This is a genomic window from Rhizobacter sp. P3_C12 (assembly GCF_056402735.1).
In genome coordinates, this window is record NZ_JBFUGW010000057.1 from 1 (window position 1) to 21,495 (window position 21,495).

19 protein-coding genes and 1 pseudogene are annotated in these 21,495 nt (G+C 69.3%); 9 read left to right on the forward strand and 11 right to left on the reverse strand.

Annotated features, from left to right (window positions below; genetic code table 11):
• The 6 genes and pseudogenes from AC1DXV_RS11785 to AC1DXV_RS11810 all read right to left on the reverse strand — a co-directional run.
• Nucleotides 1-196 (reverse strand): annotated as a pseudogene (locus tag AC1DXV_RS11785) (IS256 family transposase); the annotation flags it as partial.
• Nucleotides 197-311: 115 nt separating this feature from the next.
• Nucleotides 312-722: a DUF4259 domain-containing protein gene (locus tag AC1DXV_RS11790; protein WP_477865804.1), complete on the reverse strand. Its 411-nt coding sequence runs from the start codon at nucleotides 720-722 to the stop codon at nucleotides 312-314.
• Between the two features lie 139 nt (nucleotides 723-861).
• Complete coding sequence (locus tag AC1DXV_RS11795; RefSeq protein ID WP_477865803.1) at nucleotides 862-1,404, reverse strand: ankyrin repeat domain-containing protein; 543 nt, start codon at nucleotides 1,402-1,404, stop codon at nucleotides 862-864.
• 10 nt (nucleotides 1,405-1,414) lie between these two features.
• A complete protein-coding gene (locus AC1DXV_RS11800) occupies nucleotides 1,415-1,933 on the reverse strand; it encodes an O-acetyl-ADP-ribose deacetylase (protein WP_477933690.1) in 519 nt (172 codons plus the stop codon).
• 10 nt (nucleotides 1,934-1,943) lie between these two features.
• On the reverse strand, nucleotides 1,944-3,293 hold the full coding sequence (locus AC1DXV_RS11805; RefSeq protein WP_477865801.1) for an alpha/beta hydrolase family protein: 1,350 nt from the start codon (nucleotides 3,291-3,293) through the stop codon (nucleotides 1,944-1,946).
• A gap of 107 nt (nucleotides 3,294-3,400) precedes the next feature.
• Nucleotides 3,401-6,274, reverse strand: a complete 2,874-nt coding sequence (locus AC1DXV_RS11810) for a YncE family protein (RefSeq protein WP_477865800.1) — start codon at nucleotides 6,272-6,274, stop codon at nucleotides 3,401-3,403.
• 160 nt (nucleotides 6,275-6,434) lie between these two features.
• Here AC1DXV_RS11810 and AC1DXV_RS11815 point away from each other — a divergent pair, with 160 nt between their 5' ends.
• Nucleotides 6,435-9,020 carry a winged helix-turn-helix domain-containing protein gene (locus tag AC1DXV_RS11815; protein WP_477865799.1) on the forward strand — a complete coding sequence of 862 codons (2,586 nt, stop codon included), beginning with the start codon at nucleotides 6,435-6,437 and terminating at the stop codon, nucleotides 9,018-9,020.
• A 19-nt stretch (nucleotides 9,021-9,039) separates the two neighbouring features.
• On the opposite strand, the gene AC1DXV_RS11820 is transcribed toward AC1DXV_RS11815, so the two are convergent.
• The 5 genes from AC1DXV_RS11820 to AC1DXV_RS11840 all read right to left on the reverse strand — a co-directional run bounded on the left by AC1DXV_RS11820 (nucleotide 9,040) and on the right by AC1DXV_RS11840 (nucleotide 13,634).
• Nucleotides 9,040-10,293, reverse strand: coding sequence for a hypothetical protein (locus AC1DXV_RS11820; RefSeq protein WP_477865798.1), 1,254 nt, complete (start codon nucleotides 10,291-10,293; stop codon nucleotides 9,040-9,042).
• The gene (locus AC1DXV_RS11825) at nucleotides 10,272-10,883 is read right to left on the reverse strand and encodes a DUF938 domain-containing protein (RefSeq protein WP_477933692.1); all 612 of its coding nucleotides are present in this window, start codon (nucleotides 10,881-10,883) and stop codon (nucleotides 10,272-10,274) included. The genes AC1DXV_RS11820 and AC1DXV_RS11825 overlap by 22 nt, the downstream gene beginning before the upstream one ends.
• Nucleotides 10,880-11,725: a PA4780 family RIO1-like protein kinase gene (locus AC1DXV_RS11830; RefSeq protein WP_477867178.1), complete on the reverse strand. Its 846-nt coding sequence runs from the start codon at nucleotides 11,723-11,725 to the stop codon at nucleotides 10,880-10,882. Before AC1DXV_RS11830 ends, AC1DXV_RS11825 begins: the two co-directional genes overlap by 4 nt.
• A gap of 51 nt (nucleotides 11,726-11,776) precedes the next feature.
• The gene (locus AC1DXV_RS11835; protein WP_477933694.1) at nucleotides 11,777-12,559 is read right to left on the reverse strand and encodes an SDR family oxidoreductase; all 783 of its coding nucleotides are present in this window, start codon (nucleotides 12,557-12,559) and stop codon (nucleotides 11,777-11,779) included.
• Nucleotides 12,560-12,674: 115 nt separating this feature from the next.
• Nucleotides 12,675-13,634: a LysR family transcriptional regulator gene (locus AC1DXV_RS11840; protein WP_477933696.1), complete on the reverse strand. Its 960-nt coding sequence runs from the start codon at nucleotides 13,632-13,634 to the stop codon at nucleotides 12,675-12,677.
• Nucleotides 13,635-13,766: 132 nt separating this feature from the next.
• On the opposite strand from AC1DXV_RS11840, the gene AC1DXV_RS11845 reads away from it, so the two are divergent.
• From AC1DXV_RS11845 to AC1DXV_RS11880, 8 genes are all read left to right on the forward strand, one after another.
• On the forward strand, nucleotides 13,767-14,123 hold the full coding sequence (locus AC1DXV_RS11845) for a VOC family protein (RefSeq protein WP_477867172.1): 357 nt from the start codon (nucleotides 13,767-13,769) through the stop codon (nucleotides 14,121-14,123).
• A 90-nt stretch (nucleotides 14,124-14,213) separates the two neighbouring features.
• Nucleotides 14,214-14,429 (forward strand): hypothetical protein, encoded by a 216-nt coding sequence (locus AC1DXV_RS11850; protein ID WP_477867170.1) that lies wholly within the window; start codon nucleotides 14,214-14,216, stop codon nucleotides 14,427-14,429.
• Nucleotides 14,426-14,827, forward strand: a complete 402-nt coding sequence (locus AC1DXV_RS11855) for a hypothetical protein (RefSeq protein ID WP_477867168.1) — start codon at nucleotides 14,426-14,428, stop codon at nucleotides 14,825-14,827. The genes AC1DXV_RS11850 and AC1DXV_RS11855 overlap by 4 nt, the downstream gene beginning before the upstream one ends.
• A 267-nt stretch (nucleotides 14,828-15,094) precedes the next feature.
• Nucleotides 15,095-17,854 (forward strand): TonB-dependent receptor plug domain-containing protein, encoded by a 2,760-nt coding sequence (locus AC1DXV_RS11860; RefSeq protein ID WP_477867166.1) that lies wholly within the window; start codon nucleotides 15,095-15,097, stop codon nucleotides 17,852-17,854.
• Between the two features lie 113 nt (nucleotides 17,855-17,967).
• On the forward strand, nucleotides 17,968-18,252 hold the full coding sequence (locus AC1DXV_RS11865; protein WP_477867164.1) for an iron uptake protein: 285 nt from the start codon (nucleotides 17,968-17,970) through the stop codon (nucleotides 18,250-18,252).
• A 15-nt stretch (nucleotides 18,253-18,267) separates the two neighbouring features.
• A complete protein-coding gene (locus AC1DXV_RS11870; RefSeq protein ID WP_477933698.1) occupies nucleotides 18,268-19,953 on the forward strand; it encodes a PepSY-associated TM helix domain-containing protein in 1,686 nt (561 codons plus the stop codon).
• Nucleotides 19,946-20,278 (forward strand): DUF3325 domain-containing protein, encoded by a 333-nt coding sequence (locus AC1DXV_RS11875; RefSeq protein WP_477873156.1) that lies wholly within the window; start codon nucleotides 19,946-19,948, stop codon nucleotides 20,276-20,278. The genes AC1DXV_RS11870 and AC1DXV_RS11875 overlap by 8 nt, the downstream gene beginning before the upstream one ends.
• A gap of 73 nt (nucleotides 20,279-20,351) precedes the next feature.
• The gene (locus AC1DXV_RS11880) at nucleotides 20,352-21,485 is read left to right on the forward strand and encodes a hypothetical protein (RefSeq protein ID WP_477933700.1); all 1,134 of its coding nucleotides are present in this window, start codon (nucleotides 20,352-20,354) and stop codon (nucleotides 21,483-21,485) included.
• Nucleotides 21,486-21,495 lie beyond the last annotated feature (10 nt).

The window sequence follows — 21,495 nt, forward strand, 5'->3', positions numbered from 1 at the left end:
AGCCCAGGTGATGGCTCAGCTCGCCACCCAGCGCCCGCTCGATCAGCGCCTTCTTGAACGCCATCGACGCTTCCGCTATCGCCTCGGCCGTCATCGGCCCTTGAGTGAATTGATCCAGCAGTTCCTTCGGGATCTTCGGCAGCGCCGCCGTCCTCGCAGCGATCGCCTCGTTCTTCGTCTTCGTCTTGCTTGGCATACATGCTCCTGGTCGTCATGCTATGCCTCGCACACAAAATTACTGACAGGCTCGAAGCCGGAAAACTTCGCTCGGCCGGGCTGGCCCGGATGATCCGTCAGACAGCCATGAATCATCAGGCACCGACTCGCACCCGCAGATCATCGACAGAAGCCTGCCAGGCGTCGTATTCATCACTTTCTTGCCAGAGTTCCACCAACTCGGAATTCTCGGCAAGGATGCGAGCGATTGCGGCTTGCGCCTTGTCCACCAGTTCCACCGACGGTTTGAGTGGATGGTCGGCCACCCATTTGTCGGCAATTTCCGTGTACGAGGTCCTCTCGCCGGAATTGCCTCCCAGCCTGGCCAGGACCTCAATGGCCGCGATTGCAACGGACGCCTCCGGCGCTTCCAGGTAGTCGTCGCCGACCGAAAGCACCGCGTCGATCGCTTCTTCGATGGGGCCGAGGTCGTCGGCTTCTTCAAGCCCGTAGGCCCAATCCGCAGCATCGTCATTCCCGAAAGGGTCAACAGACCAGGTTCCCATGTGCACTCCTTCTTGAGCTCTCAAACGCCCTCTCAGGCCTGATGAAACAGATGCTCCACAATTTCCTGTGCCCGTGCAACGGAAATTCCATGGACTTGATCGTTGCGGCGCTTCAACGAGCGGAGCGAGACCGGATGGATCAGGCCGTCGGAAGATCATCGACGCTCGTTGCGCCCCGGTTTCGCAGCAGCGCCGCAAGCTCCCGATGCCGATGGGTCAAGGCCACATCGAGCGGCGTGCGCCCGCCGTCCACCCACGCTTCTGCTGCGGCCGTCAGGCAGGCACCGCGGTCGATCAGCGTCATCGCGATCGGAATGGCATTCACGGCACAGGCCCGATGCAGCGCGGTGAAATCCGGGAACCCGCGGGCTTCGAGATCGGCCCCACGCGCCAGCAGCACCTCGACCAGTTGCAAGGCGACCTCCGGCGAATGCTCGAACAGCTGGATGGCGGTATGCAGCGCCAGGTTTCCCTGGTCGTTCAATTGATCCGGATCGGCGCCCAGGTCCAGCAGCACCTGAACCAGTTCGCACTTCTCGTGGAAAACGGCTTGCTCCAACGCGTACTCGGACGACACGGCATCCGGCACGTTCACCAGTTCAGGCTGTCGGCGAACGAACGCGATCACATCCGCCTCCGAGCGATCGCGCAGCAGGTTGCCCCAGAATTCGATGGATGACACCGGCTCAGATTCAGCTCGCCCGGTCATCGATGGCCCGCTCGTAGACCGCCAGATCACTGGCCGAGAAGCAGCAGAACACCACCTCCTCCAACTCGGGAAACTGTGCGGGATGGCCGCGCACCGTGCGGACCGCGACCTGTGCCGCCAGGTCGATCGGATACCCGTAGATGCCGGTGCTGATGCTCGGGAACGCCAGCGACCTGACGCCCTTCGCGCCGGCGACTTCGAGCGACCTCCGGTAGCAGGATGCCAGCAGGTCCGCCTCGCCKTGCTCGCCACCCCGCCAGACCGGCCCGACGGTGTGGACGATGTACTTCGCCTTCAACCGGTAGCCCTTCGTCAGCTTCGCATCGCCCGTCTTGCAGCCGGCCAGCAGTCGGCATTCATGGAGGAGGTCCGGTCCGGCCGCGCGATGGATCGCGCCATCCACGCCGCCACCACCCAGCAGCGACGAGTTGGCAGCGTTGACGATCGCGTCGACGGCGAGGGTCGTGATGTCGGAGCGAAGGGCGCGAAGCGTGGCAGTCATGGCCGGCAGTCTAGCGATCCGGCCGCGCCGGCACCGCCGTGCCATACGCCGGCTTCAGTACCGGCCCGAACGCGAAGTCGACCATCAGCTGCAGGTAGCCCTCCGGCTGGCGCGTCGAGGTGCGGCTGCCGTCGGCCGCCGTCTCGTACTCGTAGATGCCGTGCTCCGTCTTCGGAAACACCGCCGTCGCGATCGGCCGCCCGGCCAGCCGCAGCACGGCCAGGCGGCGCGCCGTCTCTGCACTCGGCGCTTCGAGGTCGTCCTGCGCAAGGACCCACAACTGCGGCACCGTCACGGCAGCGATCGTCGCCATCGGGTCGAACAGCCACGGCGTGCCGGCGTTCAGGTGCTGCGCGAACGCTGCAAGCTCCTCCTTCGTCTTCAGCCCCAGCAGCAGGTAGCAGAAGTCGCCGCGCACGTCCTTGAACCACGGCTCGCCTTCGTAGCGCTGCCGCACCCGCGCGAAACGGTCGAACACCGCCGGCACCGGGTTCAGCGCCAGCGCACCGCAGGCATCCACCAGGTCCATCGCACCGGCCAACGCCTGCGGGCCGTGGCCGGCTGCCGCGATGTTCATCGCGACCGCTTCGCGATCCTCGTCCAGCACCGACACCGCCAGCCCGTAGCCGACGATGAGGAAATCGACCGGCGCGATCCTCGCCGCGAGCGGCGCGACCCAACCCCCCTGGCTCGGGCCGTGGAATCCGATCCTCGCCACGCGCCGGCCGGCCAGCCGCCGGGCTTCCTGCAGCGCCGCGACCGCATCGCGCGCGAGCTGCTCGAAATCCTGCGTGTAGCGCCCGCCGGATGCCCCGGTGCCGCGCTTGTCGTACACGAAGGCGCCGACACCTGCGGCCGGAAAGCGCCGTTGCAGCGAGTCGAAGCGCATCGCCGAGTCGTGCTCCGAGCCCTGCAGCAGCACGACGACCGGCACCGGTCCGTCACCGGCAGGCATCACGAGGCGGCCCGCGAGCGTCGTGCCGTCACTGGTGAACCGCACGTCGATCGTCGGCAGCGCGAGCCGGCGGCCGTGGACGCCACCGAAATCGATCCCGGCCTGCGCGCAGTCGATGCGCACCTGTCGGCCATCGGGCCGCTGCGTCCAGCCCGGCGAACTGACGCCGACCGCCGGGCCCTGGGTCTCGAAGGCGCCCGTCGTTCCATCGGGCCTGCGCCAACGCAGCGAGGTGCCCCGCGACGTGCCCACGTCGACGATGCCGCCATCGTCGAGCCGGTATGCGCCGACGCCGCAGTCGATCGCCGGCTCTTCTGCCGCCTGCGACGCCATCGGCAGCGCCAGGCTGCACAGCCAGGCCATCACGGCCACGCCGCGCACGAAGGGAGCTGCTCGTTCAGACATGGGGATCCTGTTCCAGCCGGTGAGACGGCGAGTGTCCCACCCGCTGGCTGAACCGGTCGATTTCCCCGGCCGTCAAGCTGCGCCGCAGCGCAGCCTGAAGTCCTCGCTCAGGAGTCGTACGCGATGCGTGCCCCCGACCCCGGGGGCGCGCAGGTGTAGGTCGCCTCCTGCCCCGGCACGGTCGCGAGTGCCCGCACCGCGGCGTCGCTGCGCTGGCTGCCGTCGGACGCGACGAAGGCCTGCGCCGTCGGGTTGTAGAGCAGCCCGCGCGACACGCCCCCCTCGACGATGCGCACCACCAGGCTGCACTCGGTGGTCGCGCCGCCCAGTTCCTTCGAGGTGAACGGCGTCGCCGCGCGCTGCAGCAGCAGGTTGATGCGGCCCGCCACCGCCGACGCGTTGCCGCTGTTCAACGTGACCTGCTGGCCGACGATCGGCGCGAGGTCGCTGTCGAAGGCCATCATGAAATCGACCACGTCGCGCCGCGTCGCGTCCGGGTCGAGGATCGGGAAGCCCACCGTGAGCTGCGGGTTGAACACCTTGGCCGTGAAGAAGCGGAACAGCGTGTCCACCGAGCCGTCGTTCACGAAGCCGAAGCCGCGCACCTGCTCGCCGAGGAAGCCGGTGTCGGGCGCGCCGAAGAACTCCACCCGCGGCGAGCCGAACATGCCGACCTTCTGGTACATGTTGCGCAGGTGCGGGATCTTCACGATCTGCGTGATGCCCTCGAAGCTCGCCCGCCCGCCGGTGCCGAAGAAGCCGCTGGCCGGGTCGAGCCGGTGGCAGCCCTCGCAGGTGAAGGCCGTCTGGTTCATCGTCAGGCCGCCGAGTGCGCCCAGGTCGATGCCGTCCGACGGCCGCGTGCCGCTGTAGAAACTGCGCCCGCGCTGCTGCGAGGCGGTCAGCGTGTTGTCGAGCTTGCGGATCGGATTCGGCGGCAGCATCACCGGGATCTGGAAGTCGGCGAACTGCTGCATCTCGGCCTCGCTCAGCGGCGCGGTGCCGCCCAGCAGCCCCTCGAAGGCCACCGCGAAGTTCTTGAACGACAGCGTGCTGTCGGTGCCGCTGCTGCCGAAGATGCCGGTGGCCCGGTCGCCGCGCCAGTGCATCGCGCCGGCGTTGCGCATGCCGCGCAGCGTCTGCGTCGTCATCGGTCCCTTCATCGGGTGGAACTCGTTGGCGTTGTCGCTGCCGTTGACCGGCGACTTCACGCCGAACAGCAGCTTGCCCAGCGCGATCTCCAGCGGCGACGACAGGTTCTTCGTGATCGGGTTGTTGGTGACGCGGTCATCGGGGTTGCCGAGGTCCCAGGCCAGGTCGTCGGCATCGCCGAAGGTGTGGCAGCTCGCGCACGAGGCCTCGCCGTTGGCCGAGAAGCGGCGCGCGTCGTACAGGAACGGCCGCCCGTTGCGCACTGCGGCCGGCTCGGGGTTCTTCATCGCCACCGACGACAGCGTGGTGCGCGAGGCGAGGTCGATCACCTTCACCGCGTTGTCGAAGCGCGTGGTGACGTACAGCCGGCCGCGCGCCTCGTCGAGCACCAGCCCGCTCGGGCCGCCGCCGGCCAGCTCGATGTAGCGCGCGCTCGCGGTGCGCGGGTTGAAGCTGTCGCTCTCCAGCTCGGCGGTGTCGAACACGCCGATGCGGCTGGAGCTGAACGCCGCCACGTACAGCGTGCGGCCGTCGCCGGTGACCGCCATGTCGAGCGGCATCGCCAGCGAATGGTTCTTCATCGTCCAGTCGTAGCCGGGGTTGCCCGGCAGTTTCGAATAGTCGATGTGCTTGTTCAGGTGGCGCGGCGACACCGTCGCGCCCGACAGCACCGTGATGCGCGTCTGCGCGAGCTTGCCCTGCACCGTGTGGCCGGCGTAGGCGCCGGGGCCTTCGAAGCGGGCCTCGTTGATCGCCTCGGTGTTCGAGACGTAGACCGCGCCGCTGACCGGGTTGGTGACCATGTTGAACAGCACCGTGCCGACGCCCGACCAGGCGGTCTTCGGCGCCAGCGTGTTGGCGTCGACGGCGAACACGTCGCGGTCGGGCAGGCTGAACTGCACCGCGTTGTTCCAGTTGCGCTTCAGCTCGTCTTCCCAGCGGCCGTTGGCCTTGTTGAACTTGACGATCAGGCCGACCTCGGGCGCCTGCTTGCCTTCGAAGTTGGTCTTCGGGCCTGGGTTGCCCCCGGGCACGATCTTGAAGTTCGGGCCCAGGCACGGCAGGTTCGGGTTGAAGCCGCCGCAGATCATGCCCGCCAGCACGGTGGTGGTCTGGTTGCCCGACTTGAAGGCCGCGACGTAGACGGTGCTGCGGTCGGGGCTGACCGCGAGCGCGCGCGGCGTGTCGCTGAAGAAGCTCATGATGCGCAGCGGCAGGCCGCCGAACGTGCTGCCCAGGCTGGCGGGGTTGAACACCCACACGTCGGCGCGCCCGATGCCGGGCGTCGTGAGCTGCGGGTCGCCGGCACCGGGCACGCCGGCGAGCGACGGATCGCTGCGCTGCTGCCCGCGGTGCGCGGTGGTGATGAAGGCGCGCTCCGGGTTGCCGGCGAACACGATGTCGCGCGGCTCGTCGCCCACCAGCAGCGTGCGCACCACGCGCGGCGTGCCGCCCAGGTCGACGATGCTGACGCTGTCGGACAGGTGGTTCACCACCCACACCTCGGTGTTGCTGCGCACCGCCACCGAGACCGGTTCCAGCCCCACCGGCACGCGGGCGGCGAGTTGCAGGCCGGCGCTGCCGATGCTGAAGACGTCCAGCGTGTTGTTGGGCGTGTTGGCGACGAACAGGCGTGTGCGGTCGGGCGACATCGCCATCGGCCGCACCGGGCCGCTCTCGAACTGCATGAAGGACGGCGCCTGCGCGTGCGCCGCGAACGGCCCGAACAGCAACAGGGCCAGCACGAGGCCCGCCAGTGACCGCAACGACGACAACAACGACAGGGCAGACCGGGGGCTGCCCCGGCCCGGCATGGGATGCGCTTGCATGTGTGTGTCTCCTTGATTCTTTGTAGGGTTGCGGGCTGCCTTGACGGTGGCTCGCCGCACGATCGTACGGAGCGCCCCGCCGCCGCGCCCCCTCCGCAGGGAGGGGGCGCTACACTGCCGCGCCTCCCCAACCAGGGCTTCACCTCCCCCGGCCGCCGCGATGTCAGAAACGACGATCGAGCCCCCGCTGCTGGCGCCCTCCAGCGTCTCGCGACCCGCCCTGATGGCGCGGCTCGATGCCGCCTCGAAGCTGCGCCTGGTGCTGGTGGCCGCGCCGGCCGGCTCCGGCAAGACGACGCTGTTGACGCAGTGGTTCCGCAACCGAAGGCAGCGGCGCGCGGTGGCCTGGTTGACGCTGGACGGGCCGGTGCCGAGCCCGCGGGCGCTGGCGACGCGGCTGCTGGCCAGCGTGGCGGCCGTCGGCGTGCAGCCACCATCGCCACCCGGCATCGACGGTGCGGTGCCAACCCTGCAGGCACTGCTCGCACAGCGCAGCGGCGACCTGCTGATCGTGATCGACGACGTGCAGCACGCGCAGGACCCGTCCTGCCTCGCATTCCTCGACACGCTGCTGGCAGTGTGYGCGCCCGGCGTGCACTGGGTGCTGTCGGGTCGCTGCATGCCCGGCCTGAACCTGCCGACGTGGCGGTTGCGCGACCAGCTGGAGGTGCTCGACGGCGGCGACCTCGCATTCGACCTCGGCCAGGTCACGCAACTCGGCCGCAAGCTGATGCCCGAGCCGCTGAGCCGGGAACGCGCCGAGCGGTTGCTGGCGATCACGCAGGGCTGGACGGCGGGCGTCAAGCTCGGGCTGCTCGAACACGGTGACCACGGCGACTTCGACGGCGGCCACGTCGACATCGCCGCCTACCTGCAGCGAGAGGTGCTGAGCGAGCAGGCGGCGGCGCTGCAGGAGTTCCTGGTCTCGACCAGCATCGTCGACGCGATGACCGCCGAACTGTGCGATGCGCTGCTCGGCCGCGACGGCTCGCAGGCGGTGCTCGAGAAGCTGGAGCGCCACCAGCTCTTCGTCACCGCGCAGGACAGCCATGGCCTCGCCTTCCGCTACCACCCGCTGTTCCTCGGTTTCCTGCGCAGCCGGCTCGCCGCCGACCCGGCGCGCCAGCGCGCGCTGCACGCACGCGCCAGCCATTGGTATGCGGCGCAGTTGCGCTTCGCCGAGGCGCTGACGCATGCCTTCCAGTCCGGCGAGCCGGCGTGGTGCGCCGAGCTGATGGAACGTGCCGCCGCACGCTGGCAGCAATCGGGCGACATCGCCGAGGTGGTGCGCTGGTGCGAACGGCTGCCTGCGCCGCAGCGGCTGGCGCGGCCGGCGCTGGGCATGACCTTCACCACCTGCCTGGTGCTGTGCCGCCGTTTTGATGAAGCGCGCGCGATGCTGCGCCACCTGGCCGCCGACCCGGCGACGCACGACGGCGCACCGTTCAGCTTCCACCTGCGCACGCTGCAGCAGATCCTGCAGGCGATGCTCGGCGAGCATGCGGCGCTGGGCGTCGAGATGCCGGCGGCCGACGAGAGCGATGGCGACGCCCAGCTGCGCGGCTTGCAGCTGGTCAACCGCGCGTATGCGCTGTTCTGCGCGCACCGCTTCGACGCCGCGTGGCGGCTCGCGATGCGTGCGCGCGAGATCCTGCAGCCGATCAGCCCGTACGGCGAGGGCTATGCGAGCAGCGTGCTGGCGATGGTGGAGCGGGCGAAGGGCGATTTCGGCTCGGCCGCGCGCCGCGTGGAGGCACTGTGGGCCGGCACGCGCCACGGCCCGCGCAATGCGGCGTGGGCGAATGCGGCGACCGCGCTCGCGGTGCTGCGCTACGAGACCAACCGGCTGCCCGAGGCGCGTGCGCTGTGCGAGGAGCTGCTGCCGCTGGTGGAGGCCGGCGGCACCTACGAGACGCTGGTGGCGGCCGCGCGCACCCAGGCCCGCGTGCATGCGGCCGAACGCGAGCCCGAGGCCGCGATGCGCCTGCTCGACTACCTGCACGGCGTGCTCGGTGGCAGCCACGAGCGGCGCTTCGCGGCGCAGGTGTGCTTCGACAAGGTGCGGCTGTGGCTGGCGCTCGGCGAGCCGCAGCGGGCGCGCGAGGCGGCGGCGGAGTTCGGCGTCGTCGATGCGGCCGAGTGGCAGGCCGTGCGGCCCTATGACGAGGCCTGGGAGCGGCGCGGCATGGCGCAGGCCGCGCTGCTGTCGCATGCGCAGCGGCGCGATGAGGCGCGCGCCGTGCTGCAGGTGCTGCGCAGCAGCGCCGAGACAGCCGGCCACGTGCTGCGGCTGCATGCGATCGAAGCGGCACTGGCCAGCAACCTGTGGGAGGCCGGTGCGCGCGACGAGGCGCTGCAGTGCCTGCACCAATCGCTGCTGCGCGCGCGCGGCCATGCGCCGTCGCGCAGCTGGTTCGACGACAACCCGAGCTTCCACCAGGTGCTGGTGGCGGCACTCGCGATGCCGCAGATGCGCCGGCTGGTGCCGGAGCACGTGCTGCGCGTGTTCGGTGCAGCGCTCGGGCGCGGCGAGGCGCGTGCCGCCCATGCGGTGGATGCACTGACGGCGCGCGAGCTGGAGGTGCTGGCGCTGCTGGCCCAGGGGCTGAGCAACCAGCAGATCAGCGCGCGGGCGCAGATCTCGTTGACCACCGTGAAGTGGCACGTGAAGAACATCTTTGCGAAGCTGGACGTGGGGACGCGCGTCGAGGCGTTGGTCCGTGCTCGGGCTTTGCGGCTGGTCTGACAGTTGCCGCTCGCCGGCCTCAGTCCCCCTTGAGCGGGAGCTTGTAGCGTTCGGCGTACTCGTCGTTGAACTCCTTTCGGGTCAGCATCGTGTAGGCGCCGGGCGGTGCCTGGTTCGCAATGTCGGCCACGTGCGAATCGCCGACCTTCCAGACGCCCAGCGTCTCGCTGCGGGTCTCGGCGCCCCGGCCCATGGCCATCGAGCGCAGGAATCTCGCCGGGGCCGTCCCGGTCAGCGGGCCGCGCTGCCCTTCTTCGCGCTCGAGCGGGGCCTTCCACTTCGCCCGAGCCGTCTGCAGCAGCTTCGGGCCTTCCTGTTCCATCACGTCCTTGACCCCCTGGATCAGTTCCCTGTCCGCCGCGATCTGGTCGCGCAGCTCGCCCAGCCCGGTGCACTTCGCCGCCCGCCGGCACAGGGCCAGCACGGGATCGAAGCTGCGGTTCGCCAAGGCAGTCAGGAGTTTCAGGGCCGTCGCCTCCCCGCCGGTGCTGTCGCCCCAGTCCTCCGATTCCGGGCGGGTCGCGCCGGATCTCTGCAGCGCCATCAGGCCGGCCAGCACGTGATTGCAATTGCCGGTCAGCGCCTTCATCAGCTCGGCCTTGCCAGGCCCGTCCTCGTCGATCGGCCCGTCGCCCTTGGCCTCGATCCAGCGCAGCAGGCGATCAGCCCCGCTGCACGCGACGACGCTCGAATAGTTGGCCCGCAACACCATCGGATCCGCCGCGGCCCGGTTGTCGTCGATCGCACCGATCCGGTTCCCCGCCGTCTCCCACCACACCTTGTCCCGCGCCTTGAACGCGCTTTCGTTCCAGTAATCACCCTCGGCCTCGTTCCGGGCGATCTGCTTCTCGATGGCCGGGCGTCCAGGCAGGTTCGTCTCGTCATGCTCCTCGCCGACGACGTTCAGCGTCTTCTTGCTCAAGGGTTTCAACTGCGCAGTGAACGGACCCGCCAGCGGGGCGCGTGAAGGCCCGAACACGGCGGACAGTGCCTGCCGCTGGGCCGTGAGCAACGCAGACTGCTGGATCGCCTCGACCTCCCGGCGCTGGGCCAGCAGACGCGGACTGCGGTCGAAGGCGCCGGCACGCGCGGGCGCCAGCTCGCGGTCGGATGTCGCAGGGCGGGGCCTGCGCTGCAGCGGAAGCGTCCTGGCATGCGTCATGACGGGGTTGTAGTCGCTGCGCCCCATCGAGGCCATCGGTGAATTGCTGATTTCGCGAGGATGCGCAACCGAGGCACCTGCGAGCCGGATCAGTGCAGCCTGCGCGCCCACACCAGCAGCAGGTTGTTGGCAGGCATCGCCACCCGCTCGCGCAGCGCCAGCCCGGACTGCGCGGCCTCCTGTTCAACGTCCTCTCGCCGCCTCAGACCCCAGGCCGCGTTGCGCACGCGCAGGTCGACGTCGAAGCCGAGGTTGCCCGGCGCGGTCTCCACGCCGTCTTCCAGGTAGGGGCCGTACGTGATCAGCACGCCCTGCGGTGCGAGATGCCGCGCCGCAACCCGCATCAGCCCGCCGCAGCAGGCCCAGGGCGCGGCGTGGATCATGTTCGCGCAGAAGACGGCATCGACCTGCGCCGGCACGCCGGGCCACTCGGCCGCCAGCACATCGAGTTGCAGCGGCGCGCGCACGTTGTCGAGCCCGGCGCACCAGGTGCGGATCGACGGCAGCGTCTCGGCATTGAAATCGCTCGGCTGCCACTGCCAGCCCGGCAGCCCCGGGCTGCAATGCGCCGCATGCTGGCCGGTGCCGCTGGCAATCTCCAGCAGCACCCCCTGCGGCGGCAACAAGCGCTGCAGTTCGGCCAGGATCGCCGCGCGGTTGCGTTCGGCGGCAGGGCTGTGGCGGCGGGAGTCGTCGGTCATGGGGTGCTCATCCTCAACAGGCGCGCCGCCTCTTCAAGCCGCGCATCCTCGATCTCGCGCAACACGCCGGACAGGTCCACCGCGCCGGCCCGTTGTTGGTAGCGGCCGGTCAATGGCATGCCCGGCGCGAGCAGGCCGCCGGCGTACAGCGACCAGATCTCGGGGCCGTATTGCGTCGGCAGCAGGCTCGGCGCGAACTGGCCGAAGAAGTTGCGCAGGTTGTCGACATCGCGCATCAGCATGCGCGACGCGTGGTTGTTGCCGGCCGCATCCACCGCCTGCGGCAGGTCGATGATCACCGGGCCATCGCCGGCCAGCAGGATGTTGAACTCCGACAGGTCGCCGTGGATCACGCCGGCGCACAGCATGCGCACCACCTCGCCGATCAGCGTCGCATGGTGCTGCAAGGCCTGCGCTTCGGTGAACGGCAGGTCGTTCAGGCGCGGTGCGGCATCGCCCCGCTCGTCGGTCACCAGGTCCATCAACAGCACGCCGTCGAGGAAGTTGTGCGGCTTCGGCACGCGCACGCCCGCCGCCGCCAGCCGGTACAACGCATCGACCTCGGCGCTCTGCCACGCAGCCTCCTGCTGCTGGCGGCCGAACGCCGTGCCCTTGGCCATCGCGCGCGCCTGGCGGCTGTTGCGCACCTTGCGGTTCTCGGTGTAATCCACCGCCTGCCGGAAGCTGCGCTTGTGCGCCTCCTTGTAGACCTTGGCGGCGCAGGTCTCGTCGCCGCAACGCACCACGTAGACATCGGCTTCCTTGCCGCTCTTGAGCTGGCGAACGACGCTGTCGATCAAACCTTCGGCAACCAGGGTCTGCAGGCGGGCGGGGATTTTCATCGTGCCCATTCTCGGGCCTTTTCCCGGGATCCCCCCGGCCGGCCGGCCGGCTCAGCTCGTCTGCTTCGTCGGCATGATCACCACCTGCTGCAGGTTCACGTGCTTCGGCTGCGCGACGATGAAGCCCACGCTCTCGGCCACGTTCTCCGGCTGCAGGAACTCCATCGTCTGCGCGGCACCCGCGAGCCAGTCCTTCGCGCCCTGGAAGGTCACGTGGCCCTGCAGCTCGGTCGCGACGATGCCCGGCTCGATCATCGACACGCGGATGTTCTTCGGCCCGAGCTCGATGCGCAGGTGGCGCGTCAGGTGGCTCACATAGGCCTTGGTCGCGGTGTAGACGGCGAAGTACGGGTACAGGTTCTGGCCGGCGATCGACGAGGTGTTCACCAGGTCGACCGTCGCACCCTCGGCCGCCGCCTGCACCAGCTGCGGCACGAAGGCATGGATCACGCGCATCACGCCGGTCACGTTGAGGTCGATCTGCTGCTCCCACTCGGCGAGCTTGCCCTCCTCGATCGCGCCGGGAAGCATCACGCCGGCGTTGTTGAAGACCAGGTCGGCACGGCCGTAAACGGCCGCCACCCGCGCTGCCGCCGCATCCACCGAGGCCTGGTCGGTCACGTCGACCGGCACCGCGATGGCTTCGCCGCCGGCCGCGGTGATCTCGGCCACCAATTGGTCGAGGGCTTCCTGGCGGCGTGCCAGCACCGCGACCCTGGCACCGCGCGAGGCCAGCAACAGCGCCGATGCACGGCCGATGCCGCTGGAGGCGCCGGTGATGACCGCGACGCGGCCGGCAAGTTGGGAAGCGAAGAGATTCGAAGAGGTGGCCATGAGTTTCGTCCTTGGGTTCTGCGGCGCAACAGCGACGCTTGGACGAACTTTAGGAATCGAGCCTCAACCTGGGTAGTCTCACAAGGCCGTTACTTTGACAACCCGAAGTTGCCAATCATCGGCGTGCCGCACGAGCCTTTCTGGCCAGCGCACGCAGCTCGGCCGGCGGTACGCAGAACTGCCTGCTGTCGCGCAGCCAGGCCGTGCTGAAGTCGATGAAGCGGCGCACGCGTCCCGGCATGTCGGCCCGCTGCGCGTAGTACAGGTAGAGGCCCATGCGCTCGCTGACGTGGCTGGTCAGCACCGGCACCAGCCGGCCGTCGCGCAACGCGGCCGCGGCATTGATGCTGTCGACCTGGCCGAGGCCGATGCCGGCGAGCACCGCGAGGCAGTCGGCCTCGGGCTCGCTGCTGCACAGCACCACCGGCACATGCTGGTAGACCGCGCTGCCGTCGACCTCGAACTCCCACGGCATCGGGCGGCCGGTGCCGGGCTGTCGGTACGCAGTGCAGCGGTGCTGCAGCAGGTCCTGCAATCGCTCGGGCGCGGGATGCCGTTCGAAGTAGCCCGGCGACGCGCACGCGATCTGCTGGATCGTGAACAGCCGGCGCGCGATGACCTGCGCCTCGGGCGGGTTGCCGGCGCGAAAGCCGACGTCGATGCGCTCGCCGACCAGGTCGGTGAAGCGGTCCTCCAGCAACAGGTCGATCTGGATCGCCGGGTGCTCCGCCTGGAACGCCGCGAGCATCGGCACCAGCACCAGGCGCGCCACCRCGCCGGCCGCACTGATGCGCACCAGCCCCTCGTCGCTGCGCACCGCGCTGCGGGCGCGCGTCAGCGCATCGACGAGCCCGTCGAGGTTGGGCCGCGCCGCATGCAGCAGGCGCTCGCCCTCCTCGGTCAGCGAGCTCTTGCGCGTCGTGCGGTGGAACAGCCGCACGCCCAGGTGCTGCTCGAGCTGGCGGATCGTCTTGCTGACCGCCTGCGGCGTCGTGGCCTGCGCCTGCGCCGCCTTGTTGAAGCTGCCGAGCTCGGCCACGCGCACGAAAGTCGACAACGCTCGCAGTTCATCCATCCCGGGAGCCTACCGCAGCATCCGGTGCCGCCGTAGGCATGGGCCGACGTGCGAACCCGGCACTGTCCGGGGGACGCCGCGGCGACGGCGGCGCAGCATTTGCCGACCCAGCCGCGCCTCGAAAGGATCGTCATGTCCATCCACAATGCGATTGCCAGCGTGGCCGTCAACGATCTGCAGTCCGCGCTCGCGTGGTACGCGAAGCTGTTCGGGCGGCCGGCCGACTCGCGGCCGATGCCCGAAGTCGCCGAATGGAAGTTCGAAGGCGGCGGCTGGCTGCAGGTCTACCAATTGCGCGAGCGTGCAGGGCACGGCTCCGTCACGCTGGCAGTGACCGACCTCGCATTGCAGATCGCTGAGCTTCGCAAGGCCGGCATCGACGCCGGCACGCCGATGTCGAGCCCGAAGGTCCAGGTCGTGATGATCAAGGACCCGGACGGCAACAGCATCGCGTTCTCGCAGGCGCTCGACCGCTCGATGGCGCATTGACCTTCGCCGCTGCCTCGCCAAGGTGCCATAGCCGGGCCTTTGCGTCCTCGCACTTCACTGGATGCGTTCAGGCCGCTACCATCTCCCCGGATGAACAGGGACGACTTCCAGCTTCTGAGCAAGATGCGCGTGGCGGAAGCCAAGACGCTCCTCGACGCAGGGCAGTACACGGGCTCCCGCTACCTGATGGGCTACGCCGTCGAATGTGTCACGACAGCAACGACCGAGGTCGTCGCGAGGGACTACTACAAGGCCTGCGTGACCGCGAAGACCGGCGTGCTCACTTGGATCAAGAAGCAATGGTGAACATCGAGCAGCTCATCGAAGAGGGAAGAACCCTCTTCACAAGTTTGGATCGGGAGCCCGGCTTGACGGTCAGCGGCGCGTTCTGGACCCACATCCGGGAACCTGAACAGCCTCGACTCAGGTTCCTGATCAAGGAGCTCCCGACGCTCGGCCCGACGAAGCTTTACGGAAAGATCCAACGCCTTCTCAAGAAGGTGCCGGTCAACAGCTTCACGCTGGAAGACGTTGCGGTCATTGATGAAGACGACCCGGATGTACGCTCGCTTCGCAGCGTCACCGGCAGGTCGGTGGTCCTCAACCAGGTGTTCTCGGCCCTGCCGAATACCGGTGGAGCCACTGCGTACGTCTACCGGCTGGAACCTGAAATCAAGCGCAAGCGCACCCAGCGCGCCCACTAGCCAGACCCGCCTCGGCAAGTTGCGCCGACATGGCGGCGCAGACCCACGTCATACAGGTTGAGCCCCAGCAGTCATTTGCAGGACTGCTCGCTGCTGCATGGCGCGCGCATGTCAGGGTTTGACATGGTGCGTCGCACATGGTCTTTTTCTTGCTCACGAGCCACAGTCCGTCACGGTGCGGCATCTGCCGACACCGACTGTGCGCCCCTGAGCCAGGCGCCCGGTTCCCCGTCCACGCTCACCACCCCACCAGGAGGGAAGGATCACATGCAGAGAAGAACCAGGATCCATCGGGCCATCACCGTGGCCTTCAGCAGTGGCATGGCCTTGGCCAGCGCCCAGCAGGCAGCTGCCCAGGACACGACCCAACAGCAGCTGGAACGCGTGGAAATCACCGGATCGTCGATCCGGCGCGTCGACTCCGAGACGGCCTTGCCGGTCACGATCATCACGAAGGAGCAGATCGAGCGCAGCGGCGCGACCAACATCGAGGCGCTGTTGCAGCGCGTGTCGGCCAGCACCGGACTGCAATCGGACACCACCCAGGGCGCGGGCTACGCCACCTCGAACGCCAACATGCGCGGGCTGGGCGCCAACTCGACGCTGGTGCTGCTGAATGGCCGGCGGCTCGCGAACCACCCGTTCGGCAGCATCGGCGGCACCGTCGCGGTCGACCTGAACAGCATCCCGTTCGCCGCGCTGGAACGCATCGAGGTGCTGCGCGATGGTGCGTCAGCGGTGTACGGCACCGATGCGGTCGGCGGCGTCATCAACTTCATCACGCGCCGCGACTACAAAAGCGGACAGCTGACCGTGCGCTACGGCAACACGCAGGCGAACGTCGGCGGCAAGGAGAGCGGCCTGAGCCTCGCTTACGGACAAGGCGACCTGCCGAGCGACGGCTACAACCTGCTGTTCACCGCGAACTACCAGGACAACACCCGCATCCGCGCGATCGACCAGGGCTACTACAACCGCGGCATCACCGAGATCCCGGGCTCCGCGCCGCCGACCTCGGGCCGCGGCTTCCCGGGCCGGCTGGTCGACTTCGGCATCAGCCCCGGCGCCTACCTCGGCACCAACGGCTTCAACGACCCGAACTTCGCGCCCTGCGATCCGAAGTTCACCGTCGTCACCACCGCGGGCACCACGCCGAACGGCCAGCCGAAGCAGGCCTGCCGCTTCATCTACTCGGCCACGCTCGACAACATGCCCGACCAGACCAAGGGCGACCTGTTCGGCCGCCTGACGCTTCGCCTGGACCCGCAGAACGAGTTCTTCACCGAGGCCTCGTATGCACGCAACCACAACATCGGGCGCGTCGCGCCGGTGCCGATCGACTCCACCGCGGGGCACCTGAACCCCGACACCGCCAGCTACCCGAGCTTCGCGATCCCCGTCACCAGCCCCTACTACCCGGCCGCGCTGCTGGCGACGCTGGGCTATGCACCGCCGGCGAGCGGCATGGCCGAGGTCTCGATGCGGGCCGTTCCGGTGGGCAACCGCATCAACGACAACGTCAACGAGCAGGTGCGCGCAGTGGCCGGGCTCAAGGGCACGACCCAGGGCTGGGACTACGACACCGCGCTGACGGTGGCCCGCGGCAAGGGCACGCTGAGCTACTCGGGCTACATCAGCGAGCCGAAGTTCATCACCGCGCTGGCCACCGGCCAGATCAACCCGTTCGGCCCCAGCGACGCGGCCGGCGAGGCACTGCTGCGCTCGACGCTGCTCGAAGGCACGATGCGCAAGTCCACCAGCACCACGACCGTGCTCGACGGCAAGGCGAGCCGGGAGTTCCTCGAGCTGCCGGGCGGGCAACTGGCGGCGGCGTTCGGCTTCGACCTGCGCCACGAGCAGGCCAAGGACACGCCGGTCAACGATGAGTACCGCCAGGGCCTGCACATCGGCGGCGAGGGCTCGGTGCCCGAGACGCGCGCGAGCCGCAACGTGATCGCGGTGTTCACCGAGGTCACGGCCCCGTTCGCCAAGGGCTGGGAGGCCGGCCTCGCGGCCCGCTACGACCGCTACAACGACTTCGGCTCCAGCTTCAACCCGCGCGCCAGCCTGCGCTGGCAGCCGGCCAAGGAGGTGCTGCTGCGCACCGCGGCCGGCACCGGCTTCCGCGCGCCGTCGCTGTGGGACGTGAACAGCCCGCCGTCGATGACCAACACCGCCAACTCGCTGAGCGACCCGAACTGCCCGATCGCCGGCGACTCGCGCTGCGAGAGCCAGTTCAACGAGCGCTTCTCGTCGTCGAGCGACCTGAAGGCCGAGAAGTCGAAGCAGTTCTCGGCCGGCATCGTGCTGGAGCCGGTGAAGTGGCTGTCGACCTCGCTCGACTGGTGGCTGATCAAGAAGACGGACCAGATCAGCGTGGTGACGGGCGATGCGATCCTGACCGACCCGGTGCTGCTGGCGAAGTTCGGCAACCGCATCCACCGCACGGCCGACGGCTTCATCAGCTACATCGACACGCCGGTCGAGAACCTGGGTGACCTGCGCACCTCGGGCATCGACATCGACGTGACGACGCGCTGGGCCCTGCCCTCGGTCGGCAAGCTGACGGTCGCGCTGAACGGCACCTACGTGGACAGCTGGAAGCGCCAGGCCTCGAAGGACGGCCCGCTCACCGACTACGCCGGCACCGCCGGCGACGGCGGCAGCGTGCAGCCGCACCCGCGCTGGCAGCATTCGTTCAGCATCGACCTGCAGCGCGACACCTGGGGTGCGACGCTCGAGAACGTGTTCGTGAAGGGCTGGACCGAATCGGCCGACCTGGTCGATGCCAACATCGGCGTGCACCAGGAGTACCACGTGAAGGACTCGAGCCGCTGGAACCTCTCGGGCGTCTACACCGGCCTGAAGGACTTCTCGGTGCGCCTGGGCGTGCGCAACCTGTTCGACGAGGAACCGCCGTTCACCGCGGTCGCGTCGTACGGCTCGCATGCCACCGGCTACGCGGCGTCGTTCGCCGACCCGCGCGGGCGCTTCTACTACGCGTCGCTGAGCTACCAGTTCAAGTAGGCACCGCGCCAGCGGGCAGCTCGGCAGGCGCCTCGGGAGAGGCGCCTCCTTCGTGGATAATGATAAGAATCATTCTTATCGGCGCCTTGTCGGCGCCCCATGACGCGGCTCCCATGCGAAGGATCCAGATCGTCTCCCGCATTGCTGCCGGCGTGCTCGGCGGCTGGTCCTTCACCTGGGGCTTCGTGGTGCTGGGCATCGCGCTGCTGCTGGCCGCCGGCATGCCGTATGCCGATGCGCAGACGCTGCTCTACCTGGTGGCCTTCCTGGTCTACCTCGTCGTGTTCTGCTGGTCGTTCGGGGCCGCGAGCACGGCGCGCGTCTGGCTCGTGCTGTTCGGCGGCGGCGCGGCGATGACCGGGCTCGGCTGGTGGATGACCCGGCTGCCCGCCACCTGACATCGGACACGCACCATGTTCCCCACTTTCCGGCTGTCGATGACGTGGCTGCACACCTGGTTCGGGCTGGTGCTCGGCTATGTGCTGATCGTCGTCTTCTTCTTCGGCTCGCTGTCGGTGTTCGACCGCGAGATCGACCGCTGGGCGATCCCCGAGACGCGTTTCGCGCCGCAGCCGATGTCGTCGTTCGACACGATGCTCGCGCCGATCTTCGCGCGCATGGCGCCCGAGGCCGACGAGCTGCAGGCCGCAGCGAAGCGCGTGCGCGGCCCGCTGCCGGCGACGCTCACCCCGATGAACTGGGGCGCCTACACGACACACCGCGACCCGGTGCTGTCGTTGTACGCCGAGTACGCGGTGCCGAACAACCCGGACGACCCCGACGACCATGTGCATGGCCATGTGACGATCGACCCGCGCAACGGCCGGCTGCTGCCGGACGACCGGCTGAAGATCGGCAGCGAGTTCTTCTACCCGATGCACTACGGGCTGAACCTGACCTGGAAGGACCTCGGCTACTGGATCGTCGGCTTCGCGGCGCTGGTGATGCTGGCGGCGCTGGTCTCGGGCGTGGTGATCCACCGCCGCATCTTCCGCGAGCTGTTCACCTTCCGCCCGCGCAAGCATGTGCAGCGCAGCACGCTCGACCTGCACAACCTGACCGGCGTCGTCGCGCTGCCCTTCCACTTCATGTTCGCGCTGACCGGCTTGACGGTGTTCGCGAGCATCTACCTGCCGGTCTCCGAGACGCTGCTGAAGCCGCAGGCGATGGCGGCGGCGATGGCCGACGCGAAGGCGAAGGGCCTGCCGTTCAAGCCGGCCGGCGTGCAGGCGCCGCTCGCATCGGTCGATGCGATGGTGGTCGAGGCGAAGCGCCGCTGGGCCGCGCGCGGCCTGCCCGGCGAGGTCGGCTACCTGTACGTGAATCACGTCGGCGACCGCAACAGCTATGTCACGCTGTACCGCGCCGGCAGCGACCGCGTGACGCTGGTCGGCCAGCCGATCCACTTCGAAGGCAGCACCGGCCGCGTGCTGCTCGAGGAGCCGGCGCCGAGCGCGGTGGCCGGCGTCAACGACTTCCTGACCGGCCTGYACCTGCAGCATTTCGAGCACTGGCTGCTGCGCTGGTTCTACGTGTTCGGCGGGTTGTCGGGCTGCCTCTGCATCGCCACCGGCTTCATCTTCTTCGTCGAGAAGCGCAAGCGCCAGCATGCCAGGGCCGGCACTGGCGGCGCGCGCTGGGCCGATGCGGTGGCGGTGGCCACGGTGACCGGCATGCTGGTCGCGACGCTGGCCATCCTGGTCGCGAACCGGCTGCTGCCCACCGAGATGGCGCAGCGCGGTGATTGGGAGAAGGCGAGCTTCTGGGGCGCCTGGGTGATCGCGGCCGCGCATGCGCTGTGGCGCAGCGCGCCGGTGCGCGAGGCGCGGCTGTCGCCGGCCTGGGCCGAGCAATGCGGTGCCATCGCCGTGCTGGCGTTCGCCGCGGTGGCGCTGAACTGGATCACGACAGGGGATCACCTCGTCAAGACGCTCGGCGAGCGCTTCTGGCCGGTGGCGGGGCTCGACCTGGCGCTGCTGGTGGCGGGTGCGATCGCCGCGACGGCCGCCGTCGCACTGCGGCGCCGCGCGGGTTCGCGCGTTGCGGCAACCGAGACCGACGCAGCGGCTCCGGACGACGCGGAGACCGCGAATGCATAAGGGCCTGCTGTTGACCCTCGCCCTGCTGTGCAGCGCCGGCGGCATCGCGTGGCTGGCGCTGGCAATGGAAGTGCACTGGCAGCAGGTGCGCGGCAGCGCGGCCGGGCCGGGCCGGCGCACCGCGATCGGCCTGCGCGTGCTGGGCGGCGCCGCGCTGGCGGTGTCGTTCGGCGTCTGCCTGCTCGCCGATCACGTGACGATGGCGGTGCTGGTGTGGGTGATGTCGCTGGCGGCATCGGCCCTGCTGGTGGCGCAGGCGCTGGCCTGGCGCCCCCGCTGGCTCGCGTGGCTGACAACACCCTGGGCCGGAAGGCAATCCCACTGACACGCAGTGCCTTCCCGCCGGGCGCCGCCGAAAATGGCGCCGCGCCAGCACGGCGCTCAACGGGAGAGGTTCGATGAAGACGACGAAGCTGCTGCAGATTGCAGCGCGTGCAGCGGGGGGCCTGGTGTCGCTGATGGCCGCCACGTCCACATTCGCCGCGGGCTGGACGCTGACCGACCTGGGCACGGTGGGCGGCGCCGCCAGCGTCGCGGACGGCATCAACGGCGCGGGCCAGGTGGTCGGCTATGCCGAAGCGACCGACGGCTCGCCGCGCGCGGTGATCTGGACGGCCGGCATCGCGACCGTGCTGAGCCCGGGGCTCGGCCGCGCCCTCGCCGTCAATGCCAGCGGCGTCGCGGCGGGCAGCGTGCTCAGCGCCGATGGCACGGCGACCGATGCCGCGCTGCTGTCGCCCGCCGGCGTGGCCGACGTGGGCACGCTGGGCGGCAGCTTCGCGATCGTCGTGGGGATCAATGACAGCGGCCAGTTCGCCGGCTACTCGCGCCGCGCCGACGGCAAGGACCACGCCTTCCTCGCCACCGCCGCCGGCATGGCCGACCTGGGCACCTACGGCGGCGACTACAGCCAGGCGTATGCCATCAACAACGCCGGGCTGGTCGTCGGCTCCGCCTACGACACCGCGGGCAAGGCGCGCTGCTTCCTGTCGAGCGGCGGCGGCCTGATCGACCCGGGCACGCTGGGCGGCAGCTTCTGCAATGCCTTCGCGGTGAACGACAGCGGCCAGGTCACCGGCAGCAGCGCCACCGCGGCCGGCATCGGCCATGCGTTCCTGCTCGGCGCGCAGGGCATGGTCGACCTGGGCACGCTGGGCGGCAGCAGCAGCCTCGGCAAGGCGATCAACCGGCACGGGCACGTCGTCGGCTCGGCACGCACTGCCGCCAACCAGACGCATGCCTTCCTGCACGACGGCACGACGATGACGGACCTGGGCACGCTGGGCGGCACCACCAGCATCGCGACCGCTGTCAATGCGCCGGGCCAGGTCGTCGGCAGCTCGACGATCGCGAGCGGCGCGAAGCAGCCGTTCTTCTACGCCGGCGGCGTGATGGTCAACCTGAACAGCGCGGTGCCGGGGCTGTCGAACATCAACGCCGACAAGCTGTACCTGAACGATGCGGGGCAGATCGCCGGCACCGGCACCATCGCCGGACAGCAGCACGCGTTCGTGCTGACGCCGATCCCCTGATCGAGAGCGC

Excerpts from the sequence above, each read along its gene's own strand:
- AC1DXV_RS11845 (WP_477867172.1), top strand. The coding sequence starts at position 13,767 with ATGTCCATCCACAATGCGATTGCCAGCGTGGCCGTCAACGATCTGCAG.
- AC1DXV_RS11830 (WP_477867178.1), bottom strand. The coding sequence starts at position 11,725 with ATGAAAATCCCCGCCCGCCTGCAGACCCTGGTTGCCGAAGGTTTGATC.
- AC1DXV_RS11805 (WP_477865801.1), bottom strand. The coding sequence starts at position 3,293 with ATGTCTGAACGAGCAGCTCCCTTCGTGCGCGGCGTGGCCGTGATGGCC.
- AC1DXV_RS11810 (WP_477865800.1), bottom strand. The coding sequence starts at position 6,274 with ATGCAAGCGCATCCCATGCCGGGCCGGGGCAGCCCCCGGTCTGCCCTG.
- AC1DXV_RS11880 (WP_477933700.1), top strand. The coding sequence starts at position 20,352 with ATGAAGACGACGAAGCTGCTGCAGATTGCAGCGCGTGCAGCGGGGGGC.
- AC1DXV_RS11850 (WP_477867170.1), top strand. The coding sequence starts at position 14,214 with ATGAACAGGGACGACTTCCAGCTTCTGAGCAAGATGCGCGTGGCGGAA.
- AC1DXV_RS11790 (WP_477865804.1), bottom strand. The coding sequence starts at position 722 with ATGGGAACCTGGTCTGTTGACCCTTTCGGGAATGACGATGCTGCGGAT.
- AC1DXV_RS11865 (WP_477867164.1), top strand. The coding sequence starts at position 17,968 with ATGCGAAGGATCCAGATCGTCTCCCGCATTGCTGCCGGCGTGCTCGGC.
- AC1DXV_RS11835 (WP_477933694.1), bottom strand. The coding sequence starts at position 12,559 with ATGGCCACCTCTTCGAATCTCTTCGCTTCCCAACTTGCCGGCCGCGTC.
- AC1DXV_RS11875 (WP_477873156.1), top strand. The coding sequence starts at position 19,946 with ATGCATAAGGGCCTGCTGTTGACCCTCGCCCTGCTGTGCAGCGCCGGC.
- AC1DXV_RS11860 (WP_477867166.1), top strand. The coding sequence starts at position 15,095 with ATGCAGAGAAGAACCAGGATCCATCGGGCCATCACCGTGGCCTTCAGC.
- AC1DXV_RS11825 (WP_477933692.1), bottom strand. The coding sequence starts at position 10,883 with ATGACCGACGACTCCCGCCGCCACAGCCCTGCCGCCGAACGCAACCGC.